Origin of the sequence: Treponema ruminis, assembly GCF_014201975.1 — a bacterium.
In the GTDB taxonomy this organism is placed as follows: Bacteria; Spirochaetota; Spirochaetia; order Treponematales; family Treponemataceae; genus Treponema_D; species Treponema_D ruminis.
In genome coordinates this window covers 51,517-71,814 of sequence record NZ_JACHFQ010000003.1, presented here as the reverse complement: position 1 = coordinate 71,814, position 20,298 = coordinate 51,517, and the positions used below count along the sequence as shown (strand labels likewise).

At 44.5% G+C, this 20,298-nt stretch carries 17 protein-coding genes, 1 tRNA gene and 1 rRNA gene; 15 read left to right on the top strand and 4 right to left on the bottom strand.

What is annotated here, in order from left to right:
• Positions 1-110 precede the first annotated feature (110 nt).
• The gene (locus HNP76_RS04910; protein ID WP_184658077.1) at positions 111-2,684 is read left to right on the top strand and encodes a hypothetical protein; all 2,574 of its coding nucleotides are present in this window, start codon (positions 111-113) and stop codon (positions 2,682-2,684) included.
• Between the two features lie 224 nt (positions 2,685-2,908).
• Here HNP76_RS04910 and HNP76_RS04905 read toward each other — a convergent pair whose 3' ends face one another.
• Positions 2,909-3,925 carry an RpnC/YadD family protein gene (locus HNP76_RS04905; protein WP_184658075.1) on the bottom strand — a complete coding sequence of 339 codons (1,017 nt, stop codon included), beginning with the start codon at positions 3,923-3,925 and terminating at the stop codon, positions 2,909-2,911.
• A gap of 225 nt (positions 3,926-4,150) precedes the next feature.
• On the opposite strand from HNP76_RS04905, the gene lepB reads away from it, so the two are divergent.
• The 4 genes from lepB to ilvB all read left to right on the top strand — a co-directional run bounded on the left by lepB (position 4,151) and on the right by ilvB (position 9,007).
• Entirely contained in the window at positions 4,151-5,914 is a 1,764-nt protein-coding gene (lepB, locus tag HNP76_RS04900; RefSeq protein WP_184658073.1) for a signal peptidase I, read from the top strand.
• Between the two features lie 20 nt (positions 5,915-5,934).
• Complete coding sequence (locus tag HNP76_RS04895) at positions 5,935-7,032, top strand: hypothetical protein (protein ID WP_184658071.1); 1,098 nt, start codon at positions 5,935-5,937, stop codon at positions 7,030-7,032.
• Between the two features lie 64 nt (positions 7,033-7,096).
• A 5S ribosomal RNA gene (gene rrf / locus HNP76_RS04890) occupies positions 7,097-7,206 on the top strand.
• A gap of 43 nt (positions 7,207-7,249) precedes the next feature.
• Positions 7,250-9,007, top strand: coding sequence for a biosynthetic-type acetolactate synthase large subunit (gene ilvB / locus HNP76_RS04885; protein WP_184658069.1), 1,758 nt, complete (start codon positions 7,250-7,252; stop codon positions 9,005-9,007).
• Between the two features lie 116 nt (positions 9,008-9,123).
• Here ilvB and HNP76_RS04880 read toward each other — a convergent pair.
• The 3 genes from HNP76_RS04880 to HNP76_RS04870 all read right to left on the bottom strand — a co-directional run bounded on the left by HNP76_RS04880 (position 9,124) and on the right by HNP76_RS04870 (position 12,062).
• Positions 9,124-9,196, bottom strand: a tRNA-Val gene (locus HNP76_RS04880).
• A gap of 73 nt (positions 9,197-9,269) precedes the next feature.
• Positions 9,270-10,007 (bottom strand): late competence development ComFB family protein, encoded by a 738-nt coding sequence (locus tag HNP76_RS04875; protein WP_184658067.1) that lies wholly within the window; start codon positions 10,005-10,007, stop codon positions 9,270-9,272.
• 27 nt (positions 10,008-10,034) lie between these two features.
• Positions 10,035-12,062, bottom strand: coding sequence for an aconitate hydratase (locus HNP76_RS04870; protein ID WP_184658065.1), 2,028 nt, complete (start codon positions 12,060-12,062; stop codon positions 10,035-10,037).
• Positions 12,063-12,146: 84 nt separating this feature from the next.
• Between HNP76_RS04870 and HNP76_RS04865 the strand changes: the two genes are divergently transcribed.
• The 10 genes from HNP76_RS04865 to HNP76_RS04820 are packed head-to-tail and all read left to right on the top strand — an operon-like array spanning position 12,147 to position 20,282.
• A complete protein-coding gene (locus HNP76_RS04865) occupies positions 12,147-12,938 on the top strand; it encodes a hypothetical protein (RefSeq protein ID WP_184658063.1) in 792 nt (263 codons plus the stop codon).
• Positions 12,938-13,771, top strand: coding sequence for a hypothetical protein (locus HNP76_RS04860; protein ID WP_184658061.1), 834 nt, complete (start codon positions 12,938-12,940; stop codon positions 13,769-13,771). The genes HNP76_RS04865 and HNP76_RS04860 overlap by 1 nt, the downstream gene beginning before the upstream one ends.
• Positions 13,772-13,783: 12 nt before the next feature.
• Entirely contained in the window at positions 13,784-14,266 is a 483-nt protein-coding gene (locus HNP76_RS04855) for a divergent PAP2 family protein (RefSeq protein WP_184658059.1), read from the top strand.
• 16 nt (positions 14,267-14,282) lie between these two features.
• A complete protein-coding gene (locus HNP76_RS04850; RefSeq protein WP_184658057.1) occupies positions 14,283-15,677 on the top strand; it encodes a hypothetical protein in 1,395 nt (464 codons plus the stop codon).
• Complete coding sequence (locus HNP76_RS04845; RefSeq protein ID WP_184658055.1) at positions 15,661-16,995, top strand: 4Fe-4S dicluster domain-containing protein; 1,335 nt, start codon at positions 15,661-15,663, stop codon at positions 16,993-16,995. The genes HNP76_RS04850 and HNP76_RS04845 overlap by 17 nt, the downstream gene beginning before the upstream one ends.
• The gene (locus HNP76_RS04840; protein ID WP_184658053.1) at positions 16,985-18,064 is read left to right on the top strand and encodes an RnfABCDGE type electron transport complex subunit D; all 1,080 of its coding nucleotides are present in this window, start codon (positions 16,985-16,987) and stop codon (positions 18,062-18,064) included. The genes HNP76_RS04845 and HNP76_RS04840 overlap by 11 nt, the downstream gene beginning before the upstream one ends.
• Positions 18,057-18,545 carry a hypothetical protein gene (locus HNP76_RS04835; RefSeq protein ID WP_184658051.1) on the top strand — a complete coding sequence of 163 codons (489 nt, stop codon included), beginning with the start codon at positions 18,057-18,059 and terminating at the stop codon, positions 18,543-18,545. The genes HNP76_RS04840 and HNP76_RS04835 overlap by 8 nt, the downstream gene beginning before the upstream one ends.
• Before the next feature lie 7 nt (positions 18,546-18,552).
• Positions 18,553-19,182 (top strand): hypothetical protein, encoded by a 630-nt coding sequence (locus HNP76_RS04830; RefSeq protein WP_184658049.1) that lies wholly within the window; start codon positions 18,553-18,555, stop codon positions 19,180-19,182.
• Positions 19,183-19,749, top strand: a complete 567-nt coding sequence (locus tag HNP76_RS04825) for a hypothetical protein (RefSeq protein WP_184658047.1) — start codon at positions 19,183-19,185, stop codon at positions 19,747-19,749.
• Positions 19,746-20,282 (top strand): 4Fe-4S binding protein, encoded by a 537-nt coding sequence (locus HNP76_RS04820; protein ID WP_184658045.1) that lies wholly within the window; start codon positions 19,746-19,748, stop codon positions 20,280-20,282. Before HNP76_RS04825 ends, HNP76_RS04820 begins: the two co-directional genes overlap by 4 nt.
• Positions 20,283-20,298: the final 16 nt, after the last annotated feature.

The following is a 20,298-nucleotide window of genomic DNA, read 5'->3' as shown; positions in this document are numbered from 1 at the left end:
AAAAGTGAGGTTTTCATGATGAATCTGCATTTAAAACAAGTATACAAAGGGGGGGGGTAATTTCTAGGGGGCTTATAGTCCTTTTCCTTTCCTTATTTTCATTTTGCCTTTTGTCCTGCGGGTCGGACTCTTCTGACGGTCCTGCGGAAAATACGGGAGCTGGCGGAGCCGGAGGCAGCGGAACTGAGCTCTCCTATCCTGACACTTTAACCACTGAAGAAAAATCAGTCATTTCATCACTCACATCAGAAAGCCTTTCTGACTGCCTTAAAAGCCTTTACAAAATCGAAGAAATCCTCGGCCGTCACACTTCGGAAGCCGGAGTCACGGCCTATAGGTACATGCTCTCTCAAATCGCTGTTACAATAAGCGACGCCGGGCTCAAGACTGTTTCTGCAGCCGAAAGGGAGGCAGACCCGGCAGAGAAGCTTTCAAAAGCCGGAAAAGCATCATTCACGCTCGGAGAGAAGAAGGAAAACCTCAGCGAGAGCGGCAACGACTATCTGAATTACGACGTCTATGTGGCTTCTTATGATGACGCGAAGGGAGCCGTCGAAAAGTATGATTCCTTCTATGACGGCGACTACTCAAAGGCATACGAAGACTACTGCACGGCCTTTGACGCCTGCTCGGAAGCGGAGACGGCATACGGGGCGCTTTCCGGAAACCTTTCCCGGCCCGAGTACGACAAGGTCCTGTCTCTTGCAAAAAACGCAGTCTCAGATTTCAAGGACAACTTCATCCTAAACAAGACCTATAAGCTCGAAGACATAAAGACTAATGTGGCCGCCGCAAAAAGCGAGCAGGCTTCCCTTGAGTCCTCGCTTGTCCAGGCTGCGGATTCCCTCGACTCTGCACGAACTAGGCTTGGCTTGGCAGGCAATGAGCTGGTGACCGCAGGCGCAAGGCTTTCCTACCTCAAGGATGACGCTGACTGGTGCCTTGAGAAGCTCAGCGGCCTCGAGCTGATTGAGGGCTCAGGCGGACCTGTCTATACAGGCCCCCTGACCGCAAGAATATCCGAAGCGACGCTAAAGGCCCTTGAGGACCGGGCATTCAACAATGATGATGATATAGAAGCATACGTCCGAGGCTACTACTACAACTCATTCTGCGTCGAGCTCTATGACTCTGAAGACAGGTTTGTAGAGGACTTCTCCAACGGATTTAACGTCGCCTTTGCCGAAGGAAGCGGGGAGAGCGAAAGGAAGGTCACGGTCACCTTCTACTGGGGCAGCAAGGAGTACAGCGTGAGCTTTACGGCATCAATGTACGCGGACCCTGAAATCAGCCTGGGCCTTTCAGACTCGGAGTGGAGGGAGCTTTTTGAGTCAACAAACTGGAGGAAGTGCAGGAAGGTAAGCTTCACGATTCCCGAAGGTGCGGAGGAAGTTGACCTTATGACCCTGGTGAGCCGAAGGAATGACGTTGAGGTGAAATTCGATTCCTATTACTATGAAGATTCCAACCGTGTGACAAGGAGCGTTGAGTGGCCAAAGAAGGTTCCTGACTCTGTGAAATGCTTCAGCCTTGATATGACAAGGATTCCGGAGACAAACTGCGGGTCTTACTATAATAACAGTGCAAGGGAAAAGGATAATGTCGTGTTGATGGAAGCAATGGTTGATCCTGCATCTGTATTGGCTGATGTTCCTGTTGGTGGAAAAGGGTCAAAAGAGTTTATCCCAGGGGTTGAAATTGTTGCTTATAAATTACAGGAAGATCCATATTATGCTAATGAGACTAGAATGTTATCTGTTAAGTTTACTGATGCAAATAAAAAGGGTAAAGTTACAATGCCTGCAAACTATAATTTAACAGGAACCTATAAAGGTGGTATTGAAGGAAATGTTGAATATACAAACTTGGCATCAACAACTATGTCTGGTGAAGTTAGAGGTTTTGAGAGTATTTCTGCTATTTACTTAACATTTGTTAAGAATACAGATAACTCGAAGCTTCCTACAATAAGAAATTTGGAGTATACTTCTGTTAATACAGATGAGAAAGTAGAGTATAACGGCTCTATTGGAGGCTATAACCTATACGGCTCAAAAATTGATAAGATTATTGAAAAGTATTATTCAGAAGATTCAAGTGTTGGAAAGTTTTCTATTAAGGATTCTTTATCATCTTTTGTGTTTGATGGTAGTGAAGAGCTTGGAGGCCTTCCTATGTATAGGGAAAATGGAGAGCATGGTGCTGTGCCTTATGCTCTTGATATTAATGCCGCTTTATTAACGAAGTTTCAGTTAAAAAATGTTCTTGTTACTGGTACTAATAAAACAGAAGAAAATAATTTGAGAAGTAATAATACAAATGTTAGATTTGATACGGATATGAGTGGTATTACTTTTGGGGGGAGAGCAGAAGGTGTTATTGAATTTGAAAAAGATGCTCCATCTGTGATTGATGCTGGGGCACGTTCAAAAATTATATTACACAAAGTATCACATGAAACAATTGTTGATTCAGCTAATATTGAATTAAAGGATACTGTTACTCAATCTCAAGCAAATAATTTAAAAGATTATTCTTTAGGTGTTCATTCTAATGTTTATAAGAGTGATTCTATTAAGCTTAATAATTTAAGTGCAAGTTTTGAAAGTACTCTTGCTCCTTCTGAAAATGCAAGATGGGAAAGAGCTGGTAATCAGGGTAAGAATTATGGTGAAGTAGAGTAAGCAGTTTACGAGCATGGCGAGCCCCCAGTCGTCACCCCAGAAGTTTCCCTGGTCATCACGTCAGGGGGCGGTCATCCCCCCGGGTGCTGCTAAAAGAACCGGGGCACTTGCCCGGTTATCAAGCCAGGCCCGTGTCGCAGCTTTCGACAATATTCATCCGCTGCTCCTTAAAATAGCCCTCGAGAAAATTGCCCTCCTGCGCATAGCCGCAGGAGAGTTTTTTGTTAATGCATAATTAAGATTTCGTCCTTGAGTGCCAGCACCTGTTCCAGCGGCAGGGAACAACACTTTGCAATTTTCTCTGGGGATAAATCAGTTTCAATGAGCAAGTTCTTCGCGTTGGCAATGGCAGCCTTTCGTTCACCTTCACTTCGACCAAGCTCTTTGCCATAAACTACGCCGTCGTCATAGCCATCCTCGTAGCCTTCGGCACGGCGGTTACGGTCATAGTCTTCCTGATTGAATTCTGTGAGAAGGTTTCCGACAATATTCATCCGCTGCTCCTTGAAATAGCCCTCTAGAAAATTGCCTTTAATGGCAAAGTCCACGGCCTCGTTGATTGCTTTCTCCGGCTCCATTCTCTTGTCGAGGTTCGCCTTTACCCGGTCAACGAAGACACAATAATGATACAACGACTCGCATTTTTTTTGAAGACTTTCGTTGTGATTTTTGTTGATGTTGATTACAGTTGCCGTCCATTCGAACTCACCGCTTTCATCTTTAACTTCGAACAAATCGGAAAGCCTGTATTTTACGATGTCTTCCTGTTCCTGCTTTCCGTTGTAAAAGACGACAAACTTAGGGGAAGGAATCTTGATTCTTGCCCGGCCGAAAATGTCCAGATTACGCTTGGCGACTTCCTTCTGGTAAAGCTGGGAGAAGTAAATCAGTCCCCTGAGTGGCATATTTGGATTTACCGTGGACTGCTGCTCAAAGAGGTGCATTTCTGAGTTTATCAGGAAGGACAAGTCGTTCTTCATGGTGACGTAGATGACGTCATCAATCGTGGTGATTTCGAGCGCGGAAATATCGGTATAATTCTTGTCACTAAGTGCGTTATACAATGACAAAAGCCAGCGTTTGCTCCGGTCGTCCTTTCCGCTGTAAATCGAGCGGAAGAGAGTGTCACGAAATGTCCTTTTCGTCGCGTCAATTCCCGGCAGGGTAGTTGATTTTATTTTAGCCATCTTCTCCTGCATTTTCGTTCGATTCTTCTTGATTGCCTTTGTTTTCTTTTTCATACGAACTCCTTTGAATAATCTGCGTAGTTTTTCACGGCATCTCAGCCGTTTTCTTTCTACACATATTAATTGTCTTTAAAAGTGCGTTTTGGGTAATGCAAATGAAAGAAAGTCAGAAAATTACAAAAAAAAATGGGCCTTGCGAAAAAAATCCGGTTAAATTCCCCCATGCCTAACTTTCAATTTCCCGTTTTCAATTTTTCGTTTATCTGCTATAATTTTTTTATGAATACAAAAAGACTTTCTTTGCTTGCAATTTTTTGTGCCGGAGTTTCCGCACTTTTTTCTTTGACTTTAATTTCTTTTAATGCTGATATTTCGCTTATTGCCCTGCCTCTTTCGCTTCTTTTTACGGCGGCCCTGGCTTTCTTTTCAATAAAAAAACTTTTCCTGGACGACAATCTTGCTTTTATCGCTGTTTTTAGGGAACTTCTCCAGTATCTTCCTTACGTTCTGCTTGTCGCTTTTGTTTTCAGGCGGGCAGGCGATAAGGGCACTCCTTTCGCCCTTGATTTGATTTCCGTCTTTCTCTGGATTCTTGCTTCTGCTGTGGCACTTGTAATCCTCCATTTTTTGAATCCCAAATATATTTCAAAGGTTGATAAATCCTGGGCCAATTTCCTTGAGGAACAAAAGGCTGAGCGTAAAAATCCTAAAAACCGCTCCCTTGTAAAATCGACCCTTCGTGAAATTTTGAGCTGGGTGGACGCTCTGGTTCAGGCCGTCTTCATGGTTCTTCTTTTAAATATTTTCATTGTCCAGCTTTATGAGATTCCTTCGGAGTCAATGGTCCCGGAATTCCTTATCAAAGACCGTGTCGTAGTCTTTAAAACTCTGAGCGGACCAAAATTCCCGCTTTCTGATGTTGGTCTTCCATATATCAAAAAATATAACCGCGGTGACATCGTCGTTTTCCGCAATCCCCATTACTCAAATGACCGAAAATCAGAAGTCCGCACCTTCCTTTCCCAGCTCGTTTACATGTGCACCCTCACAAAAGTCAATCTCAATGTCGATGAGAGCGGAAATCAAAAGGCTGACCCTCTCGTAAAGCGTGTTTGCGGCGTTGAGGGCGAGCAGCTTATGATGCAGGACGGAATCCTCTATGCACGCACGAAAGATTCTCCAGAATTCAAGCCTGTTGATTCTGATTCAACCTGGGCAACCTGGAATCTGAATGCGGTCAAGCCAAGCCTCAAAAATGAAATCCGGGATTTTCCTCTTTCTGATTCTGATTATGCCCAGATGCTTGAGACCGAGGAAGCCAGACGCAATCTAAATATAGAAGAAACTCGCGCAGAATGTAAAAAACTTGCCGAAAATTTTGCATCGAACTATAAAAAACTCACGACTTCCAAAAAAGGTACGATTTCTTTCAACGAAGAGCAGCTCAATGTCTATTCGCTTTTCATAAACTCAAATTATCTTGCGGCCACTCTGCTCACTACCGAAAACGGAGCTGACTGGTTCAATTCATTTATGACCGACTGGTGTGACAAAAATCCTGATTTTGCCGGTGACTTGTATGCTGAAGCCAATTACCGCCTCAATCTCATGATTAAAGTCCTTGCCGGTAAAATCGTCGTCCGAAATTCTGACCTTTATCTTTCGGGCCTTTCTGATGAAGATTTTATGAACGATTCCCTTCGTAATTCTTACATGACTGAGGCTCAAAAACTCTTTACATATTGTATGCTTCTTGACCAGCGCAACATGCCGGTTTTCCCTTCAAATGCTGATGACGGCTCTCCGCGCTACATTCCCAAAAACTGCTACTTCATGATGGGCGACAACCGCTTCAACTCGCTTGATATGCGCCATTCCTACGAAAGATGGAACACCAAGCTTTCTCCTGCCGATAATTACAGTGTAACATATACAACTGACATGCAGCCTCAGTTCGTCAACCGAAGCCGCATGCTTGGAACGACATCCTACAGATTCTGGCCGCTTTCAAGGGCTGGAAGACCGGGACACACCGGGAAGTAAAGTTTATCGGAAAGTTTAATATGAAGAGAAGAGTTTTTTTATTGATTTCGACAGTTCTTTCCTTTGCAAGTCTCAATGCACAGACCACTCGAAGCAGCCAGGGAATTGTTTCCGTGCGTAATGAAGCTGATTCTCTTCCTCCCGTGACTGAGAGAGTCCTTTTTGAAAATGTTCCCGAGCTCCTTCAGGGAATCTGGCAGGGGGCGGACCGGCTGGTCATGTTCTCCAATAAAAATGAATTTGCTCTTGTCCTTCGCGTTTTTTATCAGTGGTACAATGACAGGGCTGCGGAACCGGCTTCCTTTTCAGAAATAAAGTCCCGCGACCGAAACAATACGACAAAATCTCCGGCCGAGGATATTCAGATTCAGTACAGAACTATTGTTGAAAATCCTTCAAAAAATGCTGGAGTCTACGAGCTTTCAATCAAATATCCTCACGAAAAAGATCCGGTTCTTGTTCCAATCTGCATAATTGACGGAAAAATTTACATGGATTTTCTGATTAAGGACAGCGCCCAGGTAACGGATTTAAGGAAGGGCGGGGAACTTTCGGAAAAATCTGATTCAGACGGATTTTATCGTGCCGCTTCAAATGCAAACGGAATCATGATTTCAAGTCCGATTTTCAAAAAGGAAGTTATTTCATATTTCATGGGCGGCGAGGGCGAAGTATACCGAATCCGCTACTGGCTTTCCGAGATGGATTATTCCTACGCCAAGGCAAGCTTTACTGACGGTGACAAGGTCTTTTCTGTGGACAAATATCTTCGGATCGGAAGCTCTGTCTACCAGTGTACGACAGGCAGAAGTAGCAAAATCCGCAATATCCAGAAATCAACGAAATTTGACAAAAACGCAGCCTATGATTCTGACGGCGGAATTGTAGCATTTGGAGAGCCTTATCTGGTAAAAGTCCCGGAGGGTGAGGACCGGACCGCACTGGAAACTTCTGCCTATTTCCTCGATTCAGTTGGAGAAAACAACAAGCGTAGGCATCCGGCTCCCAAGCCGCTTTTCCCGCCGACATTCCCCAAATACCGCTGGAAGGAAATCACCGAGCTTGAGCTTTACAATCCGTCAACATGGAACAAGCGCAACCTCGACATTCATAAATAATAAAGAGTGTTAAATCGCCTGAAATCTATTGACACTTTTTAGTCTTTTTTATAATATATTATTCGTTGGTGGTCATAGTGAGGTGGTCATACCCGTTCCCGTTCCGAACACGGAAGTCAAGCACCTCTGCGTCGATGATACTCCGAGATGGGGGAAAGTAGAGAGCTGCCAACTTTTTTTGTTTTAAATACATTTTCATAAAATAAGGAAGGCTTTTATGGCTCAGTTGACCGGTTCCCAGATTATAATAAATCTCTTGCGGCAGAACGGAATAAACGTCGCCTTTGGTCTTCCTGGCGGAATGATTCTTCCCCTTTACAACGAACTTTTTGTTTCAAATTTCAAGCATGTTCTTGTCCGTCAGGAGCAGGCCGCAGGCTTTATGGCTCAGGGAGTCGCCCGCGTTACAGGCAAGGCAGCCGTCTGTATGGCAACCAGCGGTCCGGGGGCAATGAACCTTCTCACAGCCGTTGCTGATGCCCGCTCTGATTCAATTCCGCTTGTTGCATTCACCGGCCAGGTAAACACAAATCTTATCGGCACTGACGCCTTTCAGGAAGCTGACACTTTCGGCCTTTCTTTCCCGATTACAAAACATTCTGTCATGGTAAAGAGCGCAAAGGAGCTTCTTACAGCCGTTCCCCTTGCTTTTGCCATTGCAGAGAGCGGAAGGCCTGGTCCTGTCCTTATCGATGTTCCTCGAAACGTTCAGACTGAGCTTTGTGAGGTTCCTGAGGATTTTGACACTTCTTTTAAGCGGATTTATGACGAATATCTTTCTCACTCAGTCCGCAACAAAACAAAGGCAGAAGACCTTCCTGCTGTAATCGATAATATTGTCAGCCTGCTTTCAAAGGCTAAAAAGCCAGTCCTTTATATCGGTGGTGGTTGTAATTCTCCAAAAGCCAGCGAGCGCATCCGCGAATTCCTCAAAGTTTACGATATCCCGGTTATTTCAAGCCTTATGGGCCTGGGCGTTGTCCGCCGTGACTCTCCGTCTTTCCTTGGCATGGTCGGCATGCACGGAACTTTTGTTTCAGGTAAGGCGGCTTATGAAAGCGATCTCGTAATTGCGGCTGGCTCTCGTTTTGATGACCGTGCCGCTGGCGTTCCAAACGGATTCTGTCCCAACGCTAAAATCATTCATATTGATATCGATGCCGCTGAAATCAACAAAATCTTGTCCAGCAGCATCAGCTTTGTTTCTGATACGGCGGAAGCCTTTGAAAAAATCAATTCCGCCCTCAAGAATGCTGATTTGTCAGAAAATAAAAACGAGCGCGCACAGTGGCTCAAGGCTTGCGTAGAACTCAAAAAGCAGGAAAAAATCGAGCTTGAAATGAGTTGCAATGCCGCAGACTGCTGTGGTGCAAAAACTTGCGGTAAAAAGGACGGAGCAAACTTCCGGAATCCTCGCGAATTCATTCAGAATCTTCCTTCTGGCGATGATATCATCGTTACAACTGATGTCGGCCAGCACCAGATGTGGGCTGCCCAGTATTTTGACGTTCAGCGCCCGCGCCAGTTCCTTACATCAGGTTCTCTGGGTACAATGGGATTCGGATTACCTACGGCTCTCGGAGCGGCTTTTGCTGAGCCTGAAAAGCGGATTATCTGTATTTCCGGTGACGGATCAATCCTCATGAACATTCAGGAACTTGCTACGATGGCCGAAAACAAGCTCAATGTAACGGTTATCGTTCTTGAAAACGGAGCTTTGGGCATGGTCCGCCAGCAGCAGGAATATCTTTTCAACAAGCATTATTCAGCAAGCACTTTCGCCTCAAATCCAGATTTGCTTAAAATCGCCGAGGGCTTTGGAATTAAGGCTATTGATGCTGATGCAGATCCTGACTGGGAGAAAAAGGCTTTCTCTGTAAAAGGACCTGTCTTCGTCCGAACAAGAATTGCCCGCTGTGAAAACGTCCTTCCTTTTGTAAAAGGCGGCTCACTTAATATCGAATCCCTTAGATAAGGCAAATAGCTTGGAAAATATGTCACCTTCGGACTTGCTCCGAAGGTCTTTTTTTTTTTGTGCCTGAGGGATTTAAAATAAAAAAGACTCAGGTGGAAACCTAAGTCTTAAAAGTGTGGGCAGTGAGAGACTCGAACTCCCGACAACCTGGGTGTAAACCAGGGGCTCTACCAACTGAGCTAACTGCCCAAAGAATGATAATATAATATCCAAAGAAAGGACTTGTGTCAATAGGCAAAAGCCCTTTCTTTGGAAAAAATCCTTATTTTTCCGATTTTTCTTCTTTTTTGTCCTCGTCAAAAATCTCGCGCTTAAAGAGAACTATGTCGCGGATTTTTACAGAACATGCTGTATTGAGCTCTGTTTTGACTGTAGGATCGCTGATGATAGGTAATTCAAAATAGTTGTAAGTTTTTTCGTATCCCTCAACGTCTACCTCAATTTCGAACTCAAATTTGCGGCTTTCTCCAGTCTTTTCTGCAGGAATTGACTTTGCCCAGAATGTGAAAGCACCCTTTGTGCTCAGGAAGGTCTGAGTCGGGTTAGCCCAGGTCATATCAACCATGTCTACCGGCTTTCCATCGAGTTTCAAAAGGATTCGGGCACCGGAAATCGGCTCGAAAGTGCTTCCGTCGAGAATCGTTCCTGCAAAAGTAGGGAAGTTGTAGTGAGGATTTTCTTCTTTATGAACTTCACAATCTTCGCGTGGAAGAGTATGGAAGGGCCTCTTTGTTGATGAAATAATCCTGATGCCGTCCATAGCCACAGCACTGATATCTGCAATCAGCTGATGATCAGCAAAAATTTCATTTGAGTGAGTAACACCTCTGCCTGAAACTACATATTTTGGCGGGATTCTGTTGAGCACGTAGCTTATTGTGTCCAGCCTGCAGTTTTTGCAATCACATGTGAGCCAGGGGGAATTTGCCTGTTTTACCTGATCGTAGAGTGCATTGACTTCTGCGGTAACAAGGTCCTCCATCATGTTGTGTACGTTCATAAATTACTCCTCCTTTTTTTGTACTACTTAGTTTCCGCCCTTTCGGGTGTATGCAGCCAAACCGCCAGCCATAATGATTTGTGCAGAACGAGCAGCAATATCGTTCACGCATTCAATCTCGGTTGTGCCGTTGATAAGGACTTTAAACGGCTTGTGGTTTTTGAGGGAATCGTCCAAATTTCTGAGTTCCAGCGTATCCCCTTGTTTTATTTTATCATAGTCTTGAGAATTTGCAAATGTCATTGGAATAATTCCGTAATTTATTAAGTTTGCTTTATGAATTCGGGCAAAACTCTTTGTGATTACGGCCCTTACGCCAAGATACATAGGTCCCAATGCTGCGTGCTCGCGGCTTGACCCCTGTCCGTAGTTTTCTCCACCGACTACACAGCAGTCAGCAAATTTTGCTTCTTCTGAACGTGTGTAGAAAGTTTCGTCGAGACGGGTGAGGGTGAACTTTGAAATCTCTGGAATATTTGAGCGGAGAGGAAGAACCTTTGCTCCAGCCGGCATGATGTCGTCTGTTGATACGTTGTCGCTTGCCTTCAATCGGACAGGGAGAGAAAGGTTTGACTTGTATTCACGGCATGCAGGACAAGGCTTGATGTTTGGTCCGCGAAGGATTTCAACTTTGCTAGCCTCGCTTTCAGGAAGCGGCGGGATTACCATTGCGCGGTTTGTAGCGCAGTTCAATACCATCGGGCTTGAAAGGCGTGGGTCATTTCCGTCGAGCATTGAGATTCGAACGCCTGTCTTGTAAGCCGGGTCTTCGTAGCTCAAAGTTTCTGCCTCTGTAAAGACTCCTGTTACTGCTGCTGCTGCTGCTGTCTCAGGTGAAACGAGGTATACGTTTGCGTCTGCTGTTCCAGATCGGCCCTTAAAGTTTCGGTTGAATGTTCGGAGGGTGACTCCTTCTGAGTTTGGAGCAAAGCCCTGACCGATACAAGGACCACATGCTGATTCGAGGATTCGGAAGCCTGCTTCGATCAAGTCCTCAAGGATTCCTGCCTTTGAAGCCATGAGAAGGGTTGTGCGGCTTCCAGGTGCGATTCCGGCTTCTACTCCCGGCGCGATGTGTTTTCCTTTTACGATTGCGGCAACAGATTCAAGGTCGTCGAGTGAAGAGTTTGTGCAGGAACCGATTACGACCTGAGTGACTTTTTTGCCTGCGAGGTTCTTTACAGAATCGATTACGTCAGGGTTGTGTGGGCAGGCTGCAAGTGCGTGAAGTTCGTCGAGGTTGATTTCGATGAGCTTGTCGTATTCAGCTCCCTCGTCTGCCTTCTGCTCGCTCCAGTCTGAGCCGCGGCCCATTGACTCGAGGAAGCGCTTTGTAGATGCGTCTGAAGGGAAGATTGAGCATGTTGCGCCAAGTTCTGCGCCCATGTTTGTGATTGTAGCGCGCTGAGGAACTGTGAGCTTTTCAACGCCCTCGCCGAAATATTCGTAGATTGCGCCTGTTCCGCCCTTAACTGTCTCACGGCGGAGAACTTCAAGGATGATGTCCTTTGCGCCTACGCCTTTCTTGAGCTTGCCTGTGAGCTTAACGCCGAAAATTTTTGGCATCGGAGTGTGGAATGCGCCGCCACCCATTGCGACAGCTACGTCCAAACCGCCGGCACCGATTGCAATCATGCCGATTCCGCCGCCTGTTGGTGTGTGGCTGTCAGAACCAAGCAGTGTTTTGCCCGGCTTTCCGAATGATTCAAGGTGAACCTGGTGGCAGATGCCGTTACCCGGACGAGAGAAGTAAAGACCGTATTTTGCCGCAACTGACTGAAGATAACGGTGGTCGTCCATGTTTTTGAAGTCAGTCTGCAAGGTGTTGTGGTCGATGTATGAAACTGAAAGCTCTGTCTTGACCCGTGGAATTCCGATTGTCTCGAACTGAAGGTAAGCCATTGTACCTGTGGCGTCCTGTGTCAGTGTCTGGTCGATGTGGATTGCGATGTCCTCTCCGCGCGGGATAGGAGTGCCTTTTTTGAAATCGATGTTCGGGCATGCTTCTGGAACAATGTGTTCCTGCAAGATTTTTTCGGCAAGAGTTAGAGCCATGAGTGTACCTCTTAATTTAAATTAAAAATTTGCTCACATTATATACCTTTAATTTCTCTTGTGCTATACTATATAGAAACGTTTATGAATAATAAAAAAGTTTCTGCAGTTTTATTTCTTTTTTCTCTTTTGACTTTTACATTCCTTTCCTGCTCAAATAACGATCAGGAAAATTCTGTCGAGGATGAAACTCCAACCTTGCGCTACACGGCCAACAGTCTCTACGAATCCACAATCTGGACAGAGGCAGTTGAGCTTGACCGCCTTACCGCAAACATTTCAGCCGTTCCAGGCGTTTCTCCGCGCATAAATCTTTCTCCGCTGGCAGTCCTTGCAAGCAAGGAGTCTTTTTCAAAAAAAGTCTTCCCGGTTCTGGGCTCTTTCGGCTCCCTTGACACCACGCTGATTTCAAAACCACTCAGGGAAATGCTGGCGTCTTTTTCTGACTCAGTGTCAAAAAACAAGCCGGCAGATTCCTTCATGGCAAAAGACTGTCTTTATTCTCTGGCACTTTTCTATTCTGACTTCAATAAAATCTTTGGCGAATGTTTCGAACTCAACAAGGTTGAAGAGCCTGCTGAAAAAGAGGCCGGAGCCGAAGAAAAAACTCCTGTCAGTGAAAATGCAGAAGGAGAGGCAAAAGACAAAGAAGAGTCAGAAAATCCCGAGTCAGCTCAAGCCGAAAAAAAAGTCGAGGAAAAACTTTATTTCACTTCATACTTTTTTGGTCAGCCATTCCTTGATGGTGTCTGCTACGAAGTTCCTGTTAAATTTTTCTCTGACAAAGCCACTCTCACACTTTCAGTCTTCTGTATGGAAAACTCTGGAAGCTGGAAAATCGATCAGGTTCAAATCACTGACTGGGAGATTTTCTAATGGAAAAATCTGAGCTCACTGGTATTGAAAGGCAGCTCGTTCTCGAATATCTGATGGACGGAAATGCTCCCGTCACACTCACTCTTATTAAGGAAGAATCTTCAGCTCCTTCAGATTCCGCGCCAATTTCAGCCATTTTTCCTGTCGCCCTGCGGGCCGAGCAGCTGAAAGTCCTCAATCAGGGAATTATCCTTCTCAAAAACGTTCCTGAGTCAGCCTCTGTTTTTTTGGGGCAGACGGTTAAGGTTCAGTTTTATTTCAATAAGCTGGCCCTTTATTTTGTAACTAAGGTTCAGCGGGTGTCGGCCGGTTTTGCCCTTGTCATTCCTTCCGTCATTTCTAAGGTTCCTGATAAAAAAAGTCAGGAAAAATCAGGATTTGCGGTCGTCCTCTTCTATAAAAACGGCTCAAAAAGCGGCCAGAAAATCGACATCCACTGTGATTTTGATGAGCGTTTTCCTCTTTTCGTAAGAAGTGACTTTAAAAAAATCGTTGACCGCTATCTTTCCGAAAAAAAATCAGAGCAGGTCGAGTCCATTGCTGACCGGATTCATGCCCCGAAAGTGATTTATCTTGATTCCCGGAGGATTGTTTTTGCCGCCAAAAAGACCGACATGTCTTTGACCCAGGGCTGTGAGTACGCCCTTCTTCTCCGCTTCCCGATTGCGGGCCCGATAAAGGAGCGCAAGGTTTATCTGACTTGTATCGTTGATGAAATGTTCGAGAATTATGAGTGCAACCGTCTCTGTGCCTGCGCAAAGTTTTCTTCAATCAGGGAAGAAGATGAGCGTTTCTTGAGTGACAAAATTGTAGACGAAACTAAATCAGACTGATAGAATAAATCCATGTTATCGAATGCAGGAGCGCAGTTACAGGTTTTGTTTGGCAGCCCGGTGTTTTTGGCTTGCGTGTCAAGCTGGCTGTGTGCGCAATTCATAAAAACTATAATCAAGCTTTTTTCTGGCAATGTTCATAGTCTGGCAGAGCTCTTTGAGCTTCTTTTCTGGCGGACTGGCAGCATGCCGTCAAGTCATTCTTCGATAACAGCATGTCTCTGTACAACAATCGGCTATCGTTCTGGCGTTGATTCTGATGTATTCATCCTTTCCCTGGTCTTTTTCCTTGTCACGATTCGTGATGCGGTCGGAGTAAGAAGGGCAAACGGAATGCAGGCGCGTCGTCTTAACGAAATCGGTGAAATCTTAAGGTCTCAGGGCTTTTATAAAGAATTCAACAGGCTCAAGGAAGTGAACGGTCATTCTCCAATGGAAGCTTTTGTCGGAAGCCTTTTGGGATTTTTCATCGGAATTGCCTTTTGTGTTTTATAAACCTGGTTATTGACTAATGAAGTTTGATTTAAAAAAGATTATTCCATTTGCGGTCGTTCTCACGGTATTTTTCACCCTGCTTAATTTTAGGAGCGTTCCTGTAAGTCAGTTCTGGAAGGGCTGGCGCATGCTTTACGTTTACAGCCAGGATTTGACCGAAAATGACATTCTCGCCGTCCTCGAAAAAAACGGCTGTTCATCTGTAATTTCATATGGAAATCAGCGTCTCCCGGTTTTTTCTCAGCTTGCTCCGGTTCAGGTTCAGTCTCCTGATTCATATCTTTACAGGCGGGCTGACTTTTTCATGGACAAAATGCACCGGGCCAAGGTTTTTTATATTCCAGAAAATCAATTGTCCCAGCTTGAAAGCGGAATCCGGGAACTTTCTGCCTTTCAGGGCACTTCTGCCGGCAGCGACGGTAAATCTTCCTTTCCCTGGCTGTCACCCTTAATTGCTCTTTTTTTCTTTGGCCTCTTGCTTTATTTTTCACGGAATAAAGTTCTTTTTGCCTGCGGAAGTCTTTTCTTCCTTATATTTGCCTTTTGCCGGCCTCTTTTTACGGTTTCAGCCGCTGTTTCCCTCTATCTTTTTGCCTTCTTTCTTTTCCACAGAATCTGGGGCCGCAAGAATTTTATCAAGACTACCTTGAATTCGCCCTTTATCCTGCTCATGGCTCTTTCTCCCGTTCTCGTGATGCTGATTTCTTCGCCGGTCAATTCAATTTTTTATATTGCCTCATTTCTGGCTTCCGCTGCGCTTGTTCAGATTTATCACCTGCGCGAAGACAATAAAAATGCCGCGTATTCTTTTCAGCCGGTCTATATTCGCTCTTCAAGGATGATTCCTCTTGTCGGTCGTCTCGGCATCCGTCTTCTCGGCGGTCTTTTGCTTTCATTGCTCTTGATTCTTCTTGCCTTTAAGCTTTCCGGCAACGTCTCTGATTTTTCCGCATCCGCTTCAATGCCGTCTCTTCCAGCTCCCGTAAATTCTTCTGACTCAGAACTGGTTCAAATGAAGGATTTCGTCAACTGGAGCTGGAACACGGTTACTTTTCCATACCGCAAAATCGGAGAAAAGGTCTCTGAGCTTCCAAACGAAGGTGATGCTGTTTTAATTACTGATTATCAGAACGTGGACGGTAAAATTCAGAGCGTAGAAAATCCGGCTTTTGTCTTCAACAGCGATTTCCGCGAATCAGTCTATAAGGCCGTCGACAGCCTCGATTATCCTGCCCTTGAAAAAATGATGCTTAAGCAGGGTAAAAATGCGAATTTCGGTTATGCAAAGGGAGCCTCGTCATCTTCTTCGGAACGATTTGGAATACTTTTGCTTTTGATTTTTATTGCAATTCCTTTTTCACTGGGAATCTATTATATTTTAGGAAGAAAACGCTATGGTCTCAGCATCTAATTTTATATCTGTAGATAAAAACATGATTTCCTCAGCTGTAAACGGCTTCTTGCCTAAAGTTGCCGTTATTCCTATTGCCGAAGATGATAGTGATATGGCTGAAATCCTTGTTCTTGAAGGAAGCAGGGTGAGGGAGGGTGATGTAATCGCAAAATCCCGCGGACTTTACATTCACTCATCAGTTCCGGGAATCGTCACTAAAATTGCCCAGACTCAGTACAGCAACGGAAAGCAGGGCCTGAGTGCTTTTGTCAATTTGGACGGCGCTTTTTCATTTCTCGGCAAAAAACTCATTCCCCAGGAATGGAAGTCATACGATGCGGCTACCCTCAATTATCTTATCCGCGAAGCTGGCGTCATCAATACATTTGCAAAGCCAACTCCCGTCTATACTCAGATAAAAGAAATTTATACGCCCAAAAGCAGCATTGCGGTTTTAAGGCTTTTCGACTCGGAGCCAAGCTGCATTACAGAGTCTTTCTTGTCAAAAAAATATCTTACAAATATTCTTGAGGGAGCTGCGATCCTTGCTCATGCATTCCGTGTTTCAAGCCTCGTCCTTGCATATTCCTCAACCGACGCTGACAATTTAAAAAGCGACATTGATTCGATCCTCAATTCAGAAAAAAAGGCCCGGATTTTTGATTCAGACCTCGAAGTTTTTGCAGTTGGAATTGATACCCGAAAATATCCGGCCGGAACAATGCACGACATCACAAGAAGCGTCAAAAAAACTTATAAAAGCGACTTTTTCTCAAAGCTGGGCAAAAAGGACCTCTTTTTTGACAGCGTAACGGCCCTAAACGTTTACAATGCAATCGTCCTCAGAAAGCCAGTCGTAAGCAATTTCGTTCATGTCACAGGGGACTGCCTCAATTCAGCAGCCCTGCTCAATGTGCGGATTGGTACTCCCCTGCGCAATATCGTTGAACAGTGCGGCGGCTTCAAGAGAAAACTTTCTAAAATCATCATAAACGGAATTGTTTCTGGAAGAGCCGTTTCCAGTCTTGATATTCCGGTCAGCCGCTGGGTAAAATCAATAGAATTTGTTCCGGTCGGCCAGATTCATACCCAGACAGCTGACAATTGCGTCCGCTGCGGAAACTGCCGTAAAATCTGTCCTGTTCACTTGTGGCCGGGCAATCTTTACAGGGTAGCCCACTTGCAGAGCCTTGAAACTGCCTGTGCCAGCGACAAGGATGCCTATAAGTCAGCCGTCCTTTGCACGGAATGCGGTTTGTGCAATGCTGTTTGTACGTCGCGTCTTCCGCTCAGTCAGACAATCTCAATTTTGAAGGATTCATACCATGAAGAATAAAGAAAGCTTGTATAAATCAATTTTTCTGGGGCCTTTCACTTATCTTCGTCCCTCGGTGCGGACTGAGGCCTATATTGTTCTTTCTCTCCTGCTTTGCCAGGTAGCCATGCTTTTTGTAACGAAAAGTTTTGACTCCCTTCTTATTCTTCTGGCTTCTCTTCTGGCATCTTATGCGGCAGAATTCCTCAATAAAAATCAGAATTACAAGAATCTTTTCGTGATTATTGCAAGTACAATCCGCGGCCTTGTAATTGGTCTTTTATTGCCCGCTAATTTTCCGCCCCTTGCAGTCTTTTTCATCGCTTTTTTCGTTTTGTTCATCAACAAGCATACACTCGGCGGATTTGCCAATTCATGGATTAATCCCGCTGCAATTACGGCCGCAATCTGCTGGATTATCGGCGTAAGATTTTTCCCAGCCATTGAGCTTCCGGGAACAGCTTTCCAGTCAAAGAACATTGCCCTTATTTTGATTCAGAACGGCACTTTCCCCCTCAATTCTTTTGACGTAACCGTTACCAATTTCTTGAACAGGCGGCTTTTCAGTCTCTTCGGCGTTTCAATTCCAGAAGGATATTTTTCACTTCTCTGGGATTCTCATGCAAGCATTCCGGCCTTCAGGTTCAATCTTCTGACCATAGTTTCTTCAATCATTCTCCTTGGAACAGACGTCCTCAATCCGATTATTCCGACTGTCTTTATTTTTACTTACGGAATTCTTGTTAAGGTTGCGGCTCCCTTCTTCTATGACGGAAGCATTTTCCAGGGAGACGTGATTCTTGCCCTGCTTTCGAGCGGAACCCTTTTCTGCACCTTCTTTTTGCTTCAGTGGCATGGAACGACGCCTTTTACAAACAGGGGAAAATTCCTCTACGGTCTTTTTGCCGGTATCCTGGCATTCTTCATCCTTGGAATCGGGCTTTCACCGGCGGGATTTGCCTTCATCATTCTTATTACAAACATTCTTTCCCTCTTCATTCAGAGCGTTGAGAATCACTTCCTGAAGGAGTTTACGAATTCTGTTCTCCTGCAGCAGGTAAAGGCAGTAAAGGAGGGTAACGATGCGTAAATTCCGGCTTGACAATGAAACAAAAAAAATACTTAAGCTTTTCTCGATTTTTTTCGGCATGATTTTCGGAATGTGCATGCTGCTGGTTTTGTTTACCCTGCTGGCAAGAAATTCCTGGAAGTCTGGGCTGGCACTTGAAGTTCAGAATGTCCTCGATTCATATCCTGAAGCCCAGTACACGGTCGGAAAGTATATCGAGCTTGATTCTACGCTTTCGACAAGCACTGCCGTCTATTCCCTGCTCAAAAAGGATGACCGCAAGAATCAAAAATATTACGGCATAATCGTCAGAATTCCTTCTATTCTGGGGCCTGTTCCTGCCGTTTTTGTTTACAATGAAAACACAGGCGTAAAATTTGCAGGCTATGCAGTGGACAACGGAAAGGCTTCCGACACGGTCGGCAAACAAATTTCAAACAGCGTGATGAATTATTGGGAAGACATGATTCCAAAAATCATCTCTAAAACTAATTCTAACTGAGGTAAAAATGTCTGAGCGCAAAAAAATATATTTTTACATAGCGACAAATCTCGCAATGCTGATTCCTGTTCCGGGAAGGTTTGCCTATGCAATAATCCTTATCCTTCTTTTCAATCTCCAGATGGCCGTCTCAACAATGATTTTCCATGCAATTCACCGCATGAATCTTTCAAATATGCGCAACGCCCTGCTTTCGCTTACAATCATTGCCCTCGGCATTTTGTACAAGCAGCTTCTTATAATTTTCTGCCCGATTGCGGCCCTCACTTTAAGCTATTGTATTTTCCTGCCTACATTGGCTTCGGTCATAATCGAATTTTTCTTCCTCAATTATGAGCAAGGAGTAAAGGCTCACATTGCTGCAACAATGAAAAAATCCTGCGTGATGTCACTTTTTTTACTTTTCTTTTTCTTTATCCGTGACATTTTAGGCTATGCCACAATCACTTTCCCGGGCTGGAAAAAGATTGTGGTAATTCAGCTGCCTTACAATCCTTCCGGAACTGGGGCCGGCGTTTTCCTTGCGACAATTCCTGGCAGTCTTTGCTTTATGGCACTTCTTTTGGCCCTCTACATTTTTGTTGCCAAAAAAATCAATATTTTCTTGAACTCTCCCGTAAAACAGGAGGTAAAGTAAATGCTTTCCCTGATAATTTATTATCTTCTTTCAGCTTCTGCCGTTCTTTTTTACGGAATCGGCCTCAATAAGTCAATTTCTCATTCTGACAATTTTTCTTCGTCTTCTTTGACCTGCGTAAAGTCTCTTTTTTCTGCCACTTCGACTACGGCCGTATCATTTCTTCTTGTAAACTGGCTTTTGGTTCCCGTTCAGCTCACGGAAATTTATCCTTTTATCGCGACTTTGCTTTTCATCCTTTTTTCGACTTTTATCGAAATCTTCATCGGAATCGGAATCCGTCAGTCGCCAGTTGATTTTTCAATTCCTCTTTTGAGCGTATTTTTGGGACTGAGCGAGGGCAATTCCTTGGGAGCTGCCGTCGTTATTTCTGGTCTCTGTATTATTTCCTTCTACTTTATGGTAATTATTTTCCACTGTGTAAGGCAGAGGGTAAGTTTTTATACCGTTGAAGGCGGACTCAAGACCTACTGCGTCCTTTTGGTTTGCCTTGCATTCATTATGATTGCCATCTGCGGCTTCAATGTCTCATGGTTTAATCTCTATCTTGATGGGGGAGCAAAATGATCCTTTCTTTATTTTTCCTTTTTCTGATGCTTCTTATCATCACGGCCGTTATTTTTTACATTTTCTGCTTCTTCATTCCTGCCCTGAGGGTCAAATACGAAGGAATTACAGATTCCCTTGCCTCAGAACTTCAGTTTTCTGATGAAGATATTTATGATTTCGTTAAGCCGGATTTTACAAAGAAGGCTGTTGTTGAAAAAATTACCCACACAGAAGATCAGAGGCGCATGATTTATAAGGGCGAAAAAAACTGCCGACTTTTCCATGATGCCTACAGTTCAGAGTACAAGAATCCAAAAATCTGCATAGGATTTGGTGACTGCGTAAAGGTTTGTCCACAGGAAGCCATTTCTATTCAGGATGGATGCGCAAAAATATCGGATATGTGCAACGGCTGCGGTAAATGCATTGATTTTTGTCCGGAAAACATCATTTCTCTGGTTGAATATGAAAAAAAATCCGAAGAATCCTTAACAAAAGGCTTTAAATTTTGGGCAGCATGTTATAGACTTATACTTAGGGTGCGGGGATAATATTTAAATATTAGCC

What these genes read in the sequence shown, in the direction of transcription:
- HNP76_RS04905 (WP_184658075.1), bottom strand. Translation starts at nt 3,925, where the DNA reads ATGAAAAAGAAAACAAAGGCAATCAAGAAGAATCGAACGAAAATGCAG.
- lepB (WP_184658073.1), top strand. Translation starts at nt 4,151, where the DNA reads ATGAATACAAAAAGACTTTCTTTGCTTGCAATTTTTTGTGCCGGAGTT.
- HNP76_RS04895 (WP_184658071.1), top strand. Translation starts at nt 5,935, where the DNA reads ATGAAGAGAAGAGTTTTTTTATTGATTTCGACAGTTCTTTCCTTTGCA.
- ilvB (WP_184658069.1), top strand. Translation starts at nt 7,250, where the DNA reads ATGGCTCAGTTGACCGGTTCCCAGATTATAATAAATCTCTTGCGGCAG.
- HNP76_RS04875 (WP_184658067.1), bottom strand. Translation starts at nt 10,007, where the DNA reads ATGAACGTACACAACATGATGGAGGACCTTGTTACCGCAGAAGTCAAT.
- HNP76_RS04870 (WP_184658065.1), bottom strand. Translation starts at nt 12,062, where the DNA reads ATGGCTCTAACTCTTGCCGAAAAAATCTTGCAGGAACACATTGTTCCA.
- HNP76_RS04865 (WP_184658063.1), top strand. Translation starts at nt 12,147, where the DNA reads ATGAATAATAAAAAAGTTTCTGCAGTTTTATTTCTTTTTTCTCTTTTG.
- HNP76_RS04860 (WP_184658061.1), top strand. Translation starts at nt 12,938, where the DNA reads ATGGAAAAATCTGAGCTCACTGGTATTGAAAGGCAGCTCGTTCTCGAA.
- HNP76_RS04855 (WP_184658059.1), top strand. Translation starts at nt 13,784, where the DNA reads ATGTTATCGAATGCAGGAGCGCAGTTACAGGTTTTGTTTGGCAGCCCG.
- HNP76_RS04850 (WP_184658057.1), top strand. Translation starts at nt 14,283, where the DNA reads ATGAAGTTTGATTTAAAAAAGATTATTCCATTTGCGGTCGTTCTCACG.
- HNP76_RS04845 (WP_184658055.1), top strand. Translation starts at nt 15,661, where the DNA reads ATGGTCTCAGCATCTAATTTTATATCTGTAGATAAAAACATGATTTCC.
- HNP76_RS04840 (WP_184658053.1), top strand. Translation starts at nt 16,985, where the DNA reads ATGAAGAATAAAGAAAGCTTGTATAAATCAATTTTTCTGGGGCCTTTC.
- HNP76_RS04835 (WP_184658051.1), top strand. Translation starts at nt 18,057, where the DNA reads ATGCGTAAATTCCGGCTTGACAATGAAACAAAAAAAATACTTAAGCTT.
- HNP76_RS04830 (WP_184658049.1), top strand. Translation starts at nt 18,553, where the DNA reads ATGTCTGAGCGCAAAAAAATATATTTTTACATAGCGACAAATCTCGCA.
- HNP76_RS04825 (WP_184658047.1), top strand. Translation starts at nt 19,183, where the DNA reads ATGCTTTCCCTGATAATTTATTATCTTCTTTCAGCTTCTGCCGTTCTT.
- HNP76_RS04820 (WP_184658045.1), top strand. Translation starts at nt 19,746, where the DNA reads ATGATCCTTTCTTTATTTTTCCTTTTTCTGATGCTTCTTATCATCACG.